General features: G+C 34.1%; 11 protein-coding genes. 5 read left to right on the plus strand and 6 right to left on the minus strand.

Annotated features, from left to right (window positions below; genetic code table 11):
* The first annotated feature begins 562 nt into the window (after nucleotides 1–562).
* A complete protein-coding gene (locus A9G42_RS04835; RefSeq protein ID WP_065652791.1) occupies nucleotides 563–1,450 on the plus strand; it encodes a DMT family transporter in 888 nt (295 codons plus the stop codon).
* Between the two features lie 273 nt (nucleotides 1,451–1,723).
* Here the strand turns inward: A9G42_RS04835 and A9G42_RS13835 are convergent, their stop codons facing one another.
* Complete coding sequence (locus tag A9G42_RS13835; RefSeq protein ID WP_176700698.1) at nucleotides 1,724–1,900, minus strand: hypothetical protein; 177 nt, start codon at nucleotides 1,898–1,900, stop codon at nucleotides 1,724–1,726.
* 823 nt (nucleotides 1,901–2,723) lie between these two features.
* Here A9G42_RS13835 and A9G42_RS04845 point away from each other — a divergent pair.
* The 3 genes from A9G42_RS04845 (at nucleotide 2,724) to A9G42_RS04855 (ending at nucleotide 6,331) form a co-directional block, all read left to right on the plus strand.
* Complete coding sequence (locus tag A9G42_RS04845) at nucleotides 2,724–4,019, plus strand: hypothetical protein (protein ID WP_143426102.1); 1,296 nt, start codon at nucleotides 2,724–2,726, stop codon at nucleotides 4,017–4,019.
* A gap of 108 nt (nucleotides 4,020–4,127) precedes the next feature.
* Nucleotides 4,128–5,645, plus strand: coding sequence for a hypothetical protein (locus tag A9G42_RS04850; RefSeq protein ID WP_065652793.1), 1,518 nt, complete (start codon nucleotides 4,128–4,130; stop codon nucleotides 5,643–5,645).
* A 17-nt stretch (nucleotides 5,646–5,662) separates the two neighbouring features.
* Nucleotides 5,663–6,331, plus strand: a complete 669-nt coding sequence (locus A9G42_RS04855) for an HD domain-containing protein (RefSeq protein WP_065581705.1) — start codon at nucleotides 5,663–5,665, stop codon at nucleotides 6,329–6,331.
* A 139-nt stretch (nucleotides 6,332–6,470) separates the two neighbouring features.
* Here the strand turns inward: A9G42_RS04855 and A9G42_RS04860 are convergent, their stop codons facing one another.
* From A9G42_RS04860 to A9G42_RS04880, 5 genes are all read right to left on the minus strand, one after another.
* Nucleotides 6,471–7,394 (minus strand): AEC family transporter, encoded by a 924-nt coding sequence (locus A9G42_RS04860; RefSeq protein WP_065566946.1) that lies wholly within the window; start codon nucleotides 7,392–7,394, stop codon nucleotides 6,471–6,473.
* Nucleotides 7,395–7,414: 20 nt separating this feature from the next.
* On the minus strand, nucleotides 7,415–10,069 hold the full coding sequence (gene glnD, locus A9G42_RS04865) for a bifunctional uridylyltransferase/uridylyl-removing protein GlnD (RefSeq protein ID WP_065652794.1): 2,655 nt from the start codon (nucleotides 10,067–10,069) through the stop codon (nucleotides 7,415–7,417).
* Between the two features lie 179 nt (nucleotides 10,070–10,248).
* Complete coding sequence (gene nrdB / locus A9G42_RS04870; protein ID WP_065567545.1) at nucleotides 10,249–11,379, minus strand: class Ia ribonucleoside-diphosphate reductase subunit beta; 1,131 nt, start codon at nucleotides 11,377–11,379, stop codon at nucleotides 10,249–10,251.
* Between the two features lie 121 nt (nucleotides 11,380–11,500).
* Entirely contained in the window at nucleotides 11,501–13,786 is a 2,286-nt protein-coding gene (gene nrdA / locus A9G42_RS04875) for a class 1a ribonucleoside-diphosphate reductase subunit alpha (protein WP_065567543.1), read from the minus strand.
* Nucleotides 13,787–14,776: 990 nt separating this feature from the next.
* The gene (locus A9G42_RS04880; RefSeq protein WP_065652795.1) at nucleotides 14,777–16,132 is read right to left on the minus strand and encodes a hypothetical protein; all 1,356 of its coding nucleotides are present in this window, start codon (nucleotides 16,130–16,132) and stop codon (nucleotides 14,777–14,779) included.
* A gap of 361 nt (nucleotides 16,133–16,493) precedes the next feature.
* Between A9G42_RS04880 and A9G42_RS04885 the strand changes: the two genes are divergently transcribed.
* Nucleotides 16,494–16,751 carry an IS3 family transposase gene (locus A9G42_RS04885; protein ID WP_143426104.1) on the plus strand — a complete coding sequence of 86 codons (258 nt, stop codon included), beginning with the start codon at nucleotides 16,494–16,496 and terminating at the stop codon, nucleotides 16,749–16,751.
* Nucleotides 16,752–16,766 lie beyond the last annotated feature (15 nt).

Raw genomic sequence — 16,766 nt, forward strand, 5'->3', positions numbered from 1 at the left:
TTTAGGTTAATTTTGCGTTGCTGTATATCGTTATTTCTATAATTATATTAAGCATTTGTAGCATTCTTTTATAAAAAATCTTCAGGGAAATAGATGTTTTAGTATAAGAATAAATTTTATGAACGTTAAAAGTAAGAATATCAACCAATCAATTATGTAACAGCTTAATAAAATAAATGGGGAATATTGTGAATAATTATTTTATTTCTAAAAATAATTATTATTAAATAACAAACAGTTATTTGTTATTTTGTTAAATATTAAAAAATATATGAAATTAATTTGAACTTTTTACTTTTTTAGTTGTCTATATTAACAGATTACGTTTTTCATTTTTTGCCCTCCACTCGATTTTTCGAGTGGATTTTTTTTGCCTAAAAACAAACTAAATACAAAAATGATACCTATTTTAAAATAAAAATAGAGTTATATTTTTTAATCAAATCCTTTCTTAATCTTTTTTAATTTAATATTGGCTACTAATTTTAGTAATAAATACCGTGCAATACGATATACTTTACTTTGATAACAATATTTATTAATGTGAACAAAGAGGATTATTATGTTATTTTCAAACAAAGCATCATGGCACTTAATTGCATTAATGACCGTGTTTCTTTGGGGAACAACATTTATTGCGACTAAAGTTTTATTACTTGATTTCAAACCTGTGGAAATACTGTTTTTTCGATTCGGGCTTGGTTATTTATCCCTTTGGATACTATCACCACATTTTTTTTCTTGGCAGGGGATTCGGCAAGAAATAGTGTTTTTATTAGCTGGATTATGTGGCGTAACTTGTTATTTTTTATGTGAAAATATAGCCTTAACTTACACAACAGCTTCTAACGTTGGGATCATTACTACTTTAGCACCAATATTCACAGCGGTATTATCTATATTCTTTTTAAGAGCCGAAGTGCCACCTAAACGTTTTTATGTCGGTTGTTTATTTGCAATTATTGGTGTTGGATTAATTAGCTTTAATGGTAAATTTGTGCTGTCGTTAAATCCAATTGGCGATTTGCTGGCTATGTTGGCCTGCCTATTTTGGGCCTGCTATTCAATTTTAACAAAAAAAAGTAGTAACTATGGTTACAATATAATTTTATTAACAAGGCGATTCTTTTTTTACGGTTTGATATTGATGCTTCCCTTTTTATCTAGCTTTGATTTTGAATGGGGTTTATCACGGTTTACCAAGCCAGTTAATATTTTATTTTTAGGCATTGGTGCTTCGGCTATTTGTTTTGCATCCTGGAATTATGCCGTTAAATTAGTGGGTGCGGTTAAAATTAGTATTTACTTATACTTAGTGCCAATTCTTACTATTATTACTGCAGTTGTTATTTTAAACGAGCCTTTTACTTGGGTTGCCGCCATTGGAACATTATTTACACTTTGTGGTGTGTTATTATCTGAAAGTAAAGCTAGAATAAGCAGAAAATAATTTGCTTAATCATTTGGTTAAATATGAGAAAGGAACATAAACTCCTTTTTTTGATAATATGTTGTGATTTTTAGTCTAACTTTGGGTAATTAATGGTAATACAAAAAAGCAAGCAGTAAAGCGTAATGACAAAATACAGTCCCCGCCGTCAACCATACACTATTTTTTGACATATGAAACACTAGCATTGTGTGTTGTGTATAAATTAATGTCGCAATTGTTGCAAATAATAGTAATGAACAACCTAACGATAATGTTACAAAAAGCGACATTCTAGGCTATATCGGCGGTGTTTAAACCTTGCTTAAGATAAAGGTGGCAACGCACTGCACCTCCAGATAACACAGACAAGCCTATCGCATTATCAATCGCTGAACCAAGAATCAAAATTGAGGGTTTCAATTTGCCCCCTGCATAACGAGTAGCTAACCATTCATAAAAGATCAACATTAAATAACTACCCAGAGCGGATAAACAAGCAAATTAAATGACATTAATGGAAAGATTATAAAAAGCTTGCTTTAGATTGTTTAGATTAATGACTTTTAATAAATGCCAACAAACAATCAATGCAATAAAAAAGATAGATAACCCTAACAATAAAGCGAAATATTAGCGGTAGCGAGTAAAAAGTTCAATGAACTGCCATGGCAAAACTTTGCGCGCAAATACTTTCATCACGTAAACGCCAAAATTTGCTTTAATAATGCCTGAAATTTGCGGATTTTACCTTTCCAATCTATTGAAAACAATCCACGGAAAACAAAAAAATATATAAAAAACATTAATTATTAAATTTTTTCTTATTAAAAGGGCGCATTTGCTTTGTATAAAAAAGATTATATTGCGATAAAAACAGTTTGTACTTTCTATTATCACGTTATTACATACATTTTTGAAGTAATTCGTTATTTGTTTTCATATTTTGTAGCAATACAATATGTTGAAATATTGTGCTAAAAATAAAGTTATATGCTACACTAAGTAGATAAATAATTAACCATTTGTGGTAATAAACAACTCTTTTAATCTAACGATGAATTACATAATAAGAATATGGAACAGGATAATATCACAATAAAAAATAAGAAAAAATGTAATAAAAAAAAACAAAAATTCGTTATTTAAACAATGGGCATCAAGGTATCTTTCCCATTTTTATGAGGTTAGCATATATTGGTGTAATAATTTGTATTTAAAACTCACAAATAACCTAATCATCTTTAAATTAATTTTGCCTTTTTGTTGTTTAACGGGGGTTAGCATTCCTTTGTTGGCTGATTTGCTCCAAGTTGAGCCTGTGACAACGGCAAACATCATTCAGGGCTCAGCGCCTTATTTAACATTTGATGGTGGACAAACTCAATCGTGGGATACGGATAGATTTTTAAATATCGAGCTACCTGATGGTAAAGTGCTAACCCCAAAAAACAATCCCTCATCTATAGCTAATCCGATATCATTGCCACGTGATGGTATAAAACTTAGTGATATTAAAACGCTTATTCCATCGGGTCAAAACGCTATTTCAATGACCGATTTGCTGAATAATAATGGTTTTTGGGCGGATAAAGATGGCGATGGTGATATTACCGCAACGGGGAATTTAACCATTACAGGTCGAGATGCCAATGGTACTGAAATGGGATTAGATGATACCTTTCAGGATTGCTATGCGCCCTATAGTATAACAATGCAAAGTGATTATAGTATCTTATCAACGGCTTATGGCGAACCAAAGTCGACTCGGATAGGGGCTAATCGCGCCACTTATTATCTAAATCCGCCTAAAGGTGCTTGTACTTATTCTGTAAAACCTAACCTTTATCTGAGTAATAGTCATAAAGGTAATTGGGGTGGGTCGAATTATTCAGGGCCACCAAGCCAATGGGATGATGCCAAAGGCTTTAAACGTCAAGATCTGAATAACCCTGCATCAAACTTCCCTACAACCGGAATGAATGGATTATTTTTTGAAATGGATATGGTTGATAGCTTAGGTAGTGAAATGGCGTTTGATAAGTCGCCGTCTACTTCTGGTATTGATTTAAATATAACCGGCAATGGCAGTATTGCTAAGGTTCGATTAGTCGGTCCTCAAGATGGTGCTAACGCAACCGAGGCAGCAACAGCCGTACCCACTACCTTTATATTATATTCTGATAGCGCCAAAACCAATAAAGTATATAGCTTTACTATTCAAAAATGGTTTATCGCAAGGAAAGATTCTGTAAGTCAGTATGTTCAGGCTGAACAATACTGTAATCATTTGGGCTATCAAATACCTACAGTTAATCAACTTACTAATGCTAATTCTCAATATTGGAATCAAGGTTTAGCAGGTCAGGGAAATAATTATCAACATCGAATTGGTGGTGGGCTTTTAGCTGAGTGGGGTGAAGTAAATAATTACCGCTATCCTGATAGTAATATGGTTAGCAATTATACTTATTGGACTCAAAATACATATAAAACTTCTTTCGACCCTTTTAGAAATCTTCAAGTATACTCCAATACGGGGAATGTTGGCATTTGGATAGGCAATAGCCATACGGTATGTGTCAATTAGTGATATGTAGCGATGAATAATTAAATAAACTAGCAATAGCGAGGTACCCTTTTACAAAAATAATTGCACTAGTGTTTTGTATTTATGTGGATTTAAAGGAATAGTAACATGAAATCAAAAAAGCAACTGACGCTAATAAAAAAGAATAAAATAAAACCTGTTAGACAGTTAACCTGTCGTTTTCCGTTTTTTTATGAGGATAAACCGTGCTTGCTTTGTGATTTGTATTTAAAACTCACAAATAACCTAATCACCTTTAAATTAATTTTGCCTTTTTGTTGTTTAATGGGGGTTAGCATTCCTTTGTTGGCTGATTTGCCCCAAGTTGAGCCTGTGACAACGGCAAACATCATTCAGGGCTCAGCGCCTTATTTAACCTTTGATGGCGGTCAAACCAAAACTTGGGATACGGATAAATTTTTAGATATTGAATTGCCCGATGGGCGTGTGCTGACAAAGAAAAATCATGCTTCATCTAAAGCTGACCCGATATCACTATTAAGTGATAATATTAAACTTCGCGATATTAAAACACTTATTCCGCTAGGTCAAAACGCTATTTCAATGACCGATTTGCTGAATAATAACGGTTTTTGGGCGGATAAAGATGGCGATGGTGATATTACCGCAACGAGGAATTTAACCATTACAGGTCGAGATGCCAATGGTACTGAAATGGGATTAGATGATACCTTTCAGGATTGCTATGCGCCATATAGTATCCAAATGTTTCATGATAGTTTTACCTTATCAACAGCTTATGGCTACCCTAATTCAACTCCGATGGTGTACAGTAATAATGTTATATATTATCTAAACCCACCTAAAGGTGCTTGTACTTATTCTGCCAAGCCTAACTTATATTTAAGCGATAGCCGCAAAGGTAATTGGGATGGGGCGAATTATTCAGGACCACCAAGCGAGTGGGACGATGCAAAAGGTTTTAAACGTCAAGACTTAAATAATCCGGCATCAAACTTTCCAACCATGGGGGCATATGGACTATTTTTTACCATGGATATGGTTGATAGCTTAGGTAGTGAGATGACGTTTGACAAGTCACCTGCTACATCGGGCATTGATTTAAATATAACGGGCAATGGCAACATTGCCAAGATTCGGTTAGTTGGCCCCAAGGAGGGGGCTAGTGCTGCCGAAGCAGCAACCGCAGTACCGACAACTTTTATCTTATATTCCGATAAAGCCAAAACGAATAAAATATATAGTTTTACCATTAAAAAATGGTTTATCGCAAGAAAGAATGATAGTAGTCATAGTTATGCTCAGGCTGAACAATATTGTAATCAGTTAGGCTATCAAATACCTACAGTTAATCAACTGACTAATGCTAATTCTCAATATTGGAATCAAGGTTTAGCAGGTCAAGGTAATAACTACCAACGCCGTATTGGTGGAGGGCTATTTTCAGAATGGGGAGAAACTTATGACTCTGTTAATATTAACTATGGCTACCCTGGTAGTAATTTCGCAGATCGTCGGACTTATTGGACGAAAAACACATATAAACCTCCCTACGAACCCCTTATAAATCTTCAAGTACACTCTAATAAGGGAATGGTTAGTATTTGGGGTTACACGAGTTATGGCACGGTATGTGTAAATTAAAATTTCGCTATAATATTATGAATAATAAAACAAATAAGCATAAGCAGAGTGTTATTCAAGCCATACAAGCTTTTGTTAAACAAAAATTAGCTAATGACTTTTCGGGGCATGATATGGCGCATATTGAGAGAGTAGTGAGATTGGCCGAGCAGATTTTACAGCATGAACCAAAAGCGAATGCGTTTATTGTGATTGTGAGTGCTTATTTACATGACGTGATTGATGAAAAAGTCGTTGCTGATGTAAATCAAGCTGTAATTGAGTTGCGTGATTATTTAATATTACAGGCGTTAACCGATAACGAAATTAAAATGATCTTTGACATTATTGAAAATATGTCATATCGAAAAAATCTTAATCAAAAAAAAGAATTATCATTAGAAGGGCAAATTGTACAAGATGCCGATCGCTTAGACGCATTGGGAGCAATTGGCATTGGACGCACTTTTTATTATGGTGGTAATAAGCATAATATTATGTACGATCCAAATATTTCCCCCCGAATAACGTTGGATGAAGATAATTATAAAAGACCTAATACAGTTATTAATCACTTTTATGAAAAACTTTTGTTGCTTAAAGATATGATGAATACCCAAACAGCTAAAAAATTAGCTGAGCCAAGGCATCAATTTTTAGTTCAGTTTGTCGAACAATTCGAAAAAGAATGGACGGGTAAGGAATAATTGCCCGCTATTCTATTGATTAAACAATAAGTAGGTTGTTGATAATGCTTTTAACTAGTCTAAAACCGCGTTTAGGCTTTTTTAAACTATTTAAAGGCTGGATTTACTAAGTTTGCTTGGTAAAGATTGGTAACGGCGCTTAAAAAGGTATTGGCGCGCCAACCAGTGTTAGTACAATAGGTAAAGTGATTAAGCTTAATAATGTGCTAACTAAGGTTGCGCTTGATACCAGTTCTGGGCGAGTATCAAATTGTACAGACATTAATGTGGTATTGGCAGCACTTGGCATTGCAGCTAATACAATTAATACTTGCTTATAAATTGGTAAAATAGGCATAAAATAAACTATACCACATGCAACCAAAGGTGAAATAACCATGCGGGTTAGCAATGAAAACAACAATTTTGGGTAATCAAGTTGTTTGATCTTTATTTTGGCTAGTTGCATTCCCAAAATAATCATAATCACAACAATTGAAGAATCACCAATCATAGCAATGGATGTCATTATTGATTTAGATAAAGGAATATGGCACAACTGAAAAATAATACCTAACAATGCCCCATAAGCAACTGGCATGCGAATAACTTTATTAATAACATCTTTTTGACTAACAATATCATTATGAGCACTGCCCTTTGCAGCGTAATAAATACCGACTGTGCTCATTACAAATTGTTGTAACACCATCATAATTACACCAAGATCAAATCCCACCGAACCAAAAAAAACCAAAAGTACCGGTGTACCGTAGTTGCCATTATTCATAAAGCATGCACTTAAAATCATAGCGCAACGCTCTTTAACTGAATATTTCATGAACAGCGACCAAATTGAGATGATAATGACTAATAAAAAACACAAGCCAAAAATATAACCAATATAGAATAGATAATCGGTAGTTAACGTATGGGTATAAAACGTTTTAAATGCCAAAAAGGGGGAAAGCACATAAAGTGACATTTTTGAAAGGTTGGCTACATCAAGTTTTAGTGCTTTTTGAGCGATGAACCCAACTATAAAAATACAAAAAATAGGAAATAAAATAATAAAAAATTGCATAAGCGATATCTTTAAGCTGATTAATTCATTGAATCAATAGTGGTTATTATTGATTCTCGTAATTGGTTACAGGTATTATCATCAAGCGCATTGTTATGTTTATCTGTTAAGATAAACAAATCTTCAATATGCTCACCAATAGTGGCAATTTTTGCACTCCTTAATGATAAATCTAAATTAGCAAATATTTCACCAACGCAAGCAAGTAATCCTGGCATATCTAAGGCAATAAGTTCCATATAAGTTTGTCTTTCATTAAAAGCAGATAAGAAATTAACTTGTGTAGGTACAGAAAAAGATTGTAATCTTTTCTTTGGGGGTTTTATTCTCGCCGCTTGATAAACTGGTTGTTGTAGTGCTTTTTTTAGTGCGTTTATAATCCCTTGATGACGATCTTTTTGTATGGTTTGGCCATTAGGTTCTAATACAATAAACGTATCAAGGGCGAATCCTTTTTTATTTGTAATAATAAGTGCATCATGAATTGTTAAATTATGCATACTTAAGGTATTACAGACAGTGGCAAATAGATAAGGTCTATCGGGTGAATAAATAAAAACCTCACTACCACCATGATGTGAATTTAGGTTAATTAACACTAGTGTTTGAGATAAATCATGATGTAATAGATGTTGAGCATGCCGTACAATTTGTTCTGTTGTATAACGTAAAAAATAATCTACCCGATAGTCCAGCCAAAAATCGTTGATTTGCTGTTGATCATAATTTTCTGCAAGTAATATTGCGAGTGCTTCTTGTTTATGTTGGCGTGCAATACTGCGTTGTTCCGGAATTTGATGAATACCCGAGTCAAAGGAATGCATGGTAGTAAAATAAAGTTGGCGTATTAGGCTTTGCTTCCAGCTATTCCAAAGTGTTTCATTGGTTGCACAAACATCTGCTACTGTTAAACAAAGCAAATACTGTAAGCGACGTTTGCTTTTTACTTGTTGAATAAATCCTCGAATTACTGCTGGATCTTGTAAATCTTGGCTTTGAGCGGTAACAGACATCAGTAGGTGATAGCGGACTAACCAGCAAATTAAATCAATGTCTTTGGTTTCGAGTTCGTGCAACTGGCAAAATTTTTCAACAAGCTGTGCACCTATTTCAGAGTGATCTCCATGTCGCCCTTTACCGATATCATGAAATAAACCACTAATAATCAGTAGTTCTGGTTTAGATAATTTAGTAAACACGGTTGAACTATTAGGGTGCTTTCGCTTACCACTATCTGTTTTTAAGTTATCCAATTCAATTAGTAACCGAATCGTATGCTCATCAACCGTATAAGTATGAAAAAGATCAAACTGCATCATTCCAGCAATGTGCTTCCAATCTGGAATATAGGCGGCCAATATACCATATTGATGCATGGGTAAAATAGCTTTTTTTATTGCATCGGGATGTTTGATAATCATCATAAATATCTGTCGAGATTTGGGATCTTCGCATAGCAAAGTACTTAATTTTCTTCTTGCCGAACGTAACTGCCTAATGGTATTTGAATAAAGCCCCGTAATTTGTGGATTAAGCAATATCGTATAAAAAAGCTGCATAATCATAACAGGATCTGTTTTAAAGAGATTATCATTTTTTATATCAATTAGGTTTTCTCTAATTTGGAAATGCTCATCAATATTATAAGGTTTACTTTTTTGGGGATGCTCAAGTATAGATTCATAAAACAGTTGTAATAACATCTGATTAAGTTCTGTAATATTGTGTGCAACTCGGTAATAGTCATGCATCATTTTTTCTACTGACGTATTGCCCTCCCCTTTGTAACCTAGCATGTTGGCAATACTAAGCTGGCGATCAAATAACAGACGATTATCATAACGTGAAATTACGCAATGAAGCGCAAAACGTATTCGCCATAAAAACTTACGACAAGTTTTAAAGTCTGCAATATCTTCATGAGTTAAATATTTGAAATCAGCCATTTTTTGTAAAAATTCACCACCAAAATGACGAATTGCTATCCATTGAATAGTTTGCATATCTCGCAAACCGCCGGGGCTATTTTTTAAATCAGGCTCAAGATTATAAGAGGTGCTGTGATACTGCTTGTGTCGTTCATGTTGTTCTTGGATTTTTGCCTTATAAAAAGCTCGAGAAGGCCAAATTTTATCGCTAAAAATTTGTTTATGTAGCTCATCTAACAATAATTGATTGCCCGAAATAAGCCTTGATTCAATCAAATTGGTCATTATGGTAATGTCGTTTTTTGCTTCTTGTAAACAAATTCTTAATGTCCTAACACTATGCCCTATATCTAAATGTAAATCCCATAACAAACGAACTAAATCACTAATCTGTTTTTCAATCTCTTTTACCAACGGATAATCACTTAAAATCAAAATATCAATATCCGATAAAGGATGTAATTCAGCACGACCATAACCGCCAACAGCGATTAAAGCAATACGATTACGTTTAAAAAAAGAAGATACATGTTTAGGAATTTGATAAAAACACCATAGGCGCTCAAGCAAACGATCAATAAATTGACTACGTAAATAGACTAATATATCAATATCAACTTGTTGCTCAAATTGAATCATAGACCATTGTTGAAAAGCTTCAAGTTGCTGCTTTAGATAGCTGATATTTATTTGGTCATCGCTAAAATTAAGAGGAGAGATAGGGTAACACAAATGTGTTTTAGTCATAGCTATATAATTAATATCCAGACAATTCAATAGCTATATCGTTACCTGATTTTAAATGTCTGTCAAGTGACAGTTGGAAGTAATCAAATCTTTAGCGACCGATATTATTTATAAAAAAGGAACAATAATTTGTTCCTTTTGTAAAAAACTTTTAGGAGCTATACCATTTAGTATAAAAATTATAATTTGAAATCACTTAAATCATCTTCATTAATTTCAGAATCAATTTGTCCAACTAAATAAGAACTCATTTCCGCTTCTTGTGGAGCTACTTGGACATTATCAGATACGAGCCAGTTATTGATCCATGGAATTGGGTTTGATTTAGTATCAAATGGTAGTTTTAGCCCCACTGCTTGCATGCGAATATTTGTGATATATTCGACATATTGGCATAAGATATCTTTATTTAAACCGATCATTGAACCACCCTCAAACAGGTATTCGGCCCATTCTTTTTCTTGGTTAGCTGCTTGTAAAAATAGGTTATAACAATCTTGTTCGCACTCTTTGGCAATTTCGGCCATGTCAGGATCATCTTCACCACTGCGCAATGTGTTGATCATAAATTGTGTGCCGGTTAGATGTAGGGCTTCGTCACGTGCTATAAGTTTGATAATTTTTGCGTTGCCTTCCATTAGCTCACGTTCAGCAAAAGCAAATGAGCAAGCAAAACTGACATAAAAGCGGATGGCTTCAAGCGCATTTACACTCATTAAACAAAGATATAATTTCTTTTTGAGTTCTCGTAAGCTAATGGTGATGGTTTTATCATTAACATTGTGTTTACCTTCGCCAAGTAGATTGTAATAGCTGGCATAGCTGATAAGATCGTCATAATAACCTGCAATATCACCAGCACGTTTTTGAATTTCTTTATTCGTGACAATATCATCAAAAACAACAGAAGGATCGTTAACAATATTACGAATAATATGTGTGTATGATCGAGAATGTATCGTTTCTGAAAATGACCACGTTTCAACCCATGTTTCAAGCTCTGGAATTGAAATAAGTGGTAATAATGCAACATTGGGGCTACGTCCTTGAATGGAATCAAGCAACGTTTGATATTTTAAGTTACTAATAAAAATATGCTTTTCATGCTCTGGTAATGCAGCATAATCAATTCGGTCTTGAGAGATATCAACTTCTTCAGGGCGCCAAAAAAAGGACAGTTGTTTTTCAATTAATTTTTCAAACATTTCGTATTTTTGTTGATCATAACGAGCAACATTTACCGGTTGTCCAAGAAACATTGGCTCTTTTAGTTGATCATTGTGGACGTGTGAGAAGGTGCTGTAATTCATACTCATAATCGAACTCCTAACGAAATTGGGTAATTTTTCTTTAAACAAAAAGAAAAATAGGAATAGTATAGGATAACCGCTCAGTTATCCTATACTTTTATTTTAGTGCTGAATGAGGCAATTAGATTTTGCACGCTCCGCCTTCACAACCATCATCACTTGCTTTAAATTCAATATCGCCTTGAATATCTTCAGCGCCATCACGTGTATTATGATAATAAAGGGTTTTTACACCATATTTGTAAGCCGTGAGTAAATCAGCTAATAGCTGTTTCATCGGAACTTTATCATTCGGGAATTTGGTTGGATCATAATTAGTGTTCGCCGAAATAGATTGATCTATAAATTTCTGCATGATCCCCACTAATTGTAAATATCCAGTATTATTAGGGAGTTGCCAAAGTAGTTCGTAAAAGTTTTTTAGATTTTTATAGTCAGGTACCACTTGTTTTAAAATACCATCTTTAGAGGCTTTCACACTTATAAAACCACGTGGTGGTTCAATACCATTTGTTGCATTGGAAATTTGCGACGAGGTTTCAGATGGCATGAGTGCTGATAACGTGGAATTACGCAGTCCATAAGTTTTAATCGATTCTCGTAGTGATTCCCAATCATAGTGTAATGGTTCTTTAGTGATAGTATCTAAATCTTTTTTGTAAGTATCGATTGGTAAAATACCTTGAGCATAAGTTGTTTCGTTAAATAGTGGGCACGCCCCCTTTTCTTTAGCAAGGTTATTTGATGCTTTTAACAAATAATACTGCATGGCTTCAAAAGTGCGATGAGTTAAATTGTTAGCGCTGCCATCGGAATATTTAACCCCATGTTTTGCTAAATAATAAGCATAGTTAATTACACCAATTCCTAATGTCCGACGGTTGATTGAAGAGTTTCGCGCAGCAGGAACTGGATAATTTTGGTAATCTAGTAGTGAATCAAGTGCGCGTACTGTTAAGTCAGCAAGTTCTTCAAAGTCATCTAATGATTCAATTTTGCCAAGGTTAAAGGCAGATAATGTGCAAAGCGCAATTTCACCTTTTTCATCATTGACATTATTAAGCGGTTTAGTTGGTAGCGCAATTTCCATACATAAATTAGACTGATGAACTGGCGCTACTTGAGCATTAAATGGGCTGTGCGTATTGCAATGATCAACGTTTTGAATATAAATTCGCCCTGTTGATGCGCGTTCTTGCATGAGTAATGCAAAGAGTTCAACGGATTTAACCACGCGTTTACGAATATTTACATCTTGTTCATATTGGTGATACAGCGTTTCAAATTTATCTTGATCGGCAAAGAAAGCATCATAAAGCCCTGGTACGTCTGATGGACTAAATAGTGTAATGTTTTCATTTTTAATTAAGCGTTGATACATTAGTTTGTTGATTTGTACGCCATAATCTAAATGGCGTACACGGTTTTCTTCAACACCACGATTATTACGTAAAACCAGTAAACTTTCGACTTCTAAATGCCAAATTGGGTAAAAAATGGTTGCTGCACCACCACGTACCCCGCCTTGTGAGCATGATTTAACAGCAGTTTGAAAATATTTATAAAATGGAATGCAACCAGTGTGGAAAGCTTCACCACCACGAATTGAACTGCCTAAAGCACGAATTCGCCCCGCATTTATGCCAATTCCAGCTCGTTGTGATACATATTTAACAATCGCACTTGCCGTTGCATTGATAGAATCTAAGCTATCATCACACTCAATTAATACACAAGAACTAAATTGGCGAGTAGGTGTACGAACCCCTGCCATAATTGGTGTTGGCAATGAAATTTTAAAGGTAGATACCGCATCATAAAAGCGTTTAATATAGTTAAGGCGTGTTTCTTTCGGATAATTGGCAAATAAACAAGCCGCAACTAAAATATATAAAAATTGCGCGCTTTCATAAATCTCTCCAGTAACGCGATTTTGAACCAAATATTTACCTTCAAGCTGTTTAACCGCTGCATAGGAAAACGACATATCACGCCAGTGGTCAACAAACTTATCCATTTGTTCAAACTCCGCTTGCGTATAATCTTCAAGTAGATGCTTGTCGTAATGCTCACTACCAACCATTTTTTTCACGTGTTCGTAAAGTGCAGGTGGTGTAAATTGGTTATAAGCTTTTTTACGTAAATGAAAAATCGCTAAACGTGCTGCTAAATACTGGTAATCAGGGGATTGTTGTGAAATCAGGTCAGCGGCTGCACGTATAATTGTTTCATGAATGTCTGATGTTCTAATTCCATCATAAAATTGGATATGAGAACGTAATTCAACTTGAGAAACGGAAACATTTTCTAGCCCTTCGGCTGCCCACGCAATGACTCGATGAATTTTGTCGAGATTGATTGGTTCTTTATTTCCATCTCGTTTGGTTACTAGTATTGATTTATTCATTCTTTCTATCCACTTAAATTGTAAAATTTATCGTAAGGTATAATAATTGATAATTATCAAAATATACAATATATAGTGCCTATTAATAAGTTTATTACTATATATAGTGTATTTATTAATCAGCAACGTGGATTTTTTTAACTAAAATCAAGCGTGTTAGTTTTAAAATGTAAATTCAGCTTTTTGTTAAAAAAAGAGTAAAGATAGATATAAGTGGAAAAAGTGAAAATATCTCAACGATAAGAATTTCCTATGAATAGGTAGTTCTTGAATCTAGGAAAAACGATTAAGGTGTTACTATATAGCTATACATAATCCATTTTTGTTTTCAGACTCTCCTCTACAATAGTACTTAACATTATAGGTATGTCAATCACAATAATCATTGTTAGAGCCAACAATATATTGCCAAGCTTTTTTGGGTCAAGTGCATTTTTGGTATTGAATAACACTGTTACTACATCGTTGTTATTAGCGCTTGTAACCAGATCGTTACCTCGTTTTATTGACGCAATATAGCTTTTAGCAAGCCCATTTTAAGCCAGAAGTAAGTCAAATTTAGTACTGTAAAAAGTTGTGGCTTGGAAGTTTTTGTTGAGTATTTGTTCGATTGAATTAAAAAAACCTATTTATTATCCCATTAGTTTTCCTCACTATTTACTGCGTCAAGTGGTGCTAATTCTAGGCTAGCTTAACAAAAGGCAGTGTCTTTCAAGATGGTATACCTCTTTGCATGGTTGTGTAATGATAGATTCGTTGGGATATTTATTATTATTTGGAAGTCCGTATTTTGAAAACAAAACTAAATCGGCAGATAACTTGATATTTATAAAGACTGTACATACCTTTTTGTGATAGTAAGCAGAATGTATCGGTCGATATTGGTGTAAACTCAACTAATTGTTTTTCTGCTTTGATAGAGAATGTTCAATATTTTCTGAATACTTGAATGTTATAAATTAAACCTTTTAGATGATTGAATTAAGGTATTTATTTAATGGCAGTGCAGATACCATTTTTAGATTCACTTTCTCCTCGGCAGTGATATATAGCATTGTAAGTATGTAGATCACAATATTCTTTTTCATTCGTATCATACAGCCAGATGCGCCTATAAATGTTACCTTGGTTTGGCGCTGCTGCCCAAGAATTAGGATAAGCATTTTGGTTTGGATCGCCCCATTCACCTAATAATGTGCCTATTTCTCGGGTAAATCTTGCATATCTACCTTTTGGAGCATTGCTTACCTCATTTGCATAGCTTATGCGATAATTGCCGTTTAATTCTTTGCATCCTGAAACTATTTGTTCTGCACTTCCTCTATTGGCTCTTGGTTGGCCAATTAGGTTTTTATCCCAGCCACTGAACCATTTGGTAATAGTAAATGGGTACTCAATGGTCTTACCAGTAACTTTATTTTTTCCTTGAATGATAACGGTATATCCGTTATCAGAGTTCATAATAAGATCCCAGACCACTTTAGTGTTCATCACTTCTACAGTGTTAAATATGACCGTCACAGTATCAGCATTGCTAGAAATAGTCACAAGTTTATCTCCTTTTACGATCTTCCAAATGTAATGTTGAGCAAGCCCATTTTTTGCTAATAAGAGATCAAATTTTGCACCATAAAAAGCGGTTGTCGGGAAGTTTTTGCTTGCATCGATATTAGATTGAATTAAGAAGCCATAGTTTTTATTCCATTCATTTCTTGCACTAACTGCTGCTTGTGTGGGGGCAAGCTCAGGTTTTGCATAACATATACCTGTGTCTTCTAATATGGTATAAATTTTTGACGGGTGAGTGAGTATATTGCCATTTGGATATTCATTAGCCTTAGGTTCACCATACTTTGAAAATAATGTTAAATCAGCGGATATTTTTACTTTATAAGGCGCTAATTGTCCTTTCTGCGTTAATGAACAAAATGTCTCTTCGTCTGTTGGCGTAAATTCAGTTAATTGATTTGATGAATTTGTGTAATACCAGATCATTTTTACTTTTTCTTTTATGCCAAGATAATCTAGTTCATCACCATCAATATCTATATATTGCTCGTTATTGGGCTGTTTTAGTGGGGCTAGCTTTATGCGGTTTTTAAATGGATAGCTAATGGGTAATGTAGCACGGCTTATTTCATTGCCATAATAATTCTTGCTATCAATAGTTAAGCCAAAAAGGTCAAAATCATCAATATGCGCCTCAATTCTGTCAGTTAATCTCGGTTTGCTTCCTTCAATTATATTGACTGTTTGGGCAGATAAAATGGCATAACTTATTGTTGTAAATTGTAATAGGTATATTGAACACACAATTGTTTTAATATGTTTTTTAGCTACATTCATTATTATTTTTTCCATTATCTCTATTTAAAACAATCATTGTGGCTTTAATTTTAATTAAGATTTTTGGTTTAAATTTTGGATAGGGGATTGCTTAGCATAGGCGCTTTATTTTATATAAACAAATCGTTTGATACGATCAATTTAGGCGCCATTAATAGTATACATCTATTTATAGTAATTTTATTTATTGCTGATATCTTTTATTTTTCGATAGCTAATATGTAAATACCCCATACTGATCATCAACAATCCAAGTCAGTGAAGTACCAATATATGAAACAACATTTGTCATCGTATCTGATACCGCCGGTCTGTTGTCAGTTGACAGTGAATGTATCAGGTTACTATGCTTGGCTAAAACGTGAGACTAAATCAACGGGGGATGTTTGATAATATCAAAGCGCTTTATTGGCAACATAAAGCCCGCTTAGGTGCACCAAGTTTAGTACATGATATCAGAGGCAAAGGCTACGATGTATCAAAAAGAACCGCCAGTCGAATATTACAAAAATTAGGATTACGAAGTAAAGTAGCACGCAAATTTAAACTTCGGGTAGCACCTAAGCTATTTTATAATATGCTACCCAATACCTTAGTTAGCGCTAGCGCTTTTTTATGATTTATTTTTGAGGCT

Origin of the sequence: Gilliamella sp. Nev6-6 (genome assembly GCF_001690605.1) — a bacterium.
GTDB lineage: Bacteria > Pseudomonadota > Gammaproteobacteria > Enterobacterales > Orbaceae > Gilliamella > Gilliamella apicola_C.

Coding starts and splice junctions, on each gene's coding strand:
- A9G42_RS04835 (WP_065652791.1), top strand. CDS start 563: ATGTTATTTTCAAACAAAGCATCATGGCACTTAATTGCATTAATGACC.
- A9G42_RS13835 (WP_176700698.1), bottom strand. CDS start 1,900: ATGTTGATCTTTTATGAATGGTTAGCTACTCGTTATGCAGGGGGCAAA.
- A9G42_RS04850 (WP_065652793.1), top strand. CDS start 4,128: ATGAAATCAAAAAAGCAACTGACGCTAATAAAAAAGAATAAAATAAAA.
- A9G42_RS04855 (WP_065581705.1), top strand. CDS start 5,663: ATGAATAATAAAACAAATAAGCATAAGCAGAGTGTTATTCAAGCCATA.
- A9G42_RS04860 (WP_065566946.1), bottom strand. CDS start 7,394: ATGCAATTTTTTATTATTTTATTTCCTATTTTTTGTATTTTTATAGTT.
- glnD (WP_065652794.1), bottom strand. CDS start 10,069: ATGACTAAAACACATTTGTGTTACCCTATCTCTCCTCTTAATTTTAGC.
- nrdB (WP_065567545.1), bottom strand. CDS start 11,379: ATGAATTACAGCACCTTCTCACACGTCCACAATGATCAACTAAAAGAG.
- nrdA (WP_065567543.1), bottom strand. CDS start 13,786: ATGAATAAATCAATACTAGTAACCAAACGAGATGGAAATAAAGAACCA.
- A9G42_RS04880 (WP_065652795.1), bottom strand. CDS start 16,132: ATGAATGTAGCTAAAAAACATATTAAAACAATTGTGTGTTCAATATAC.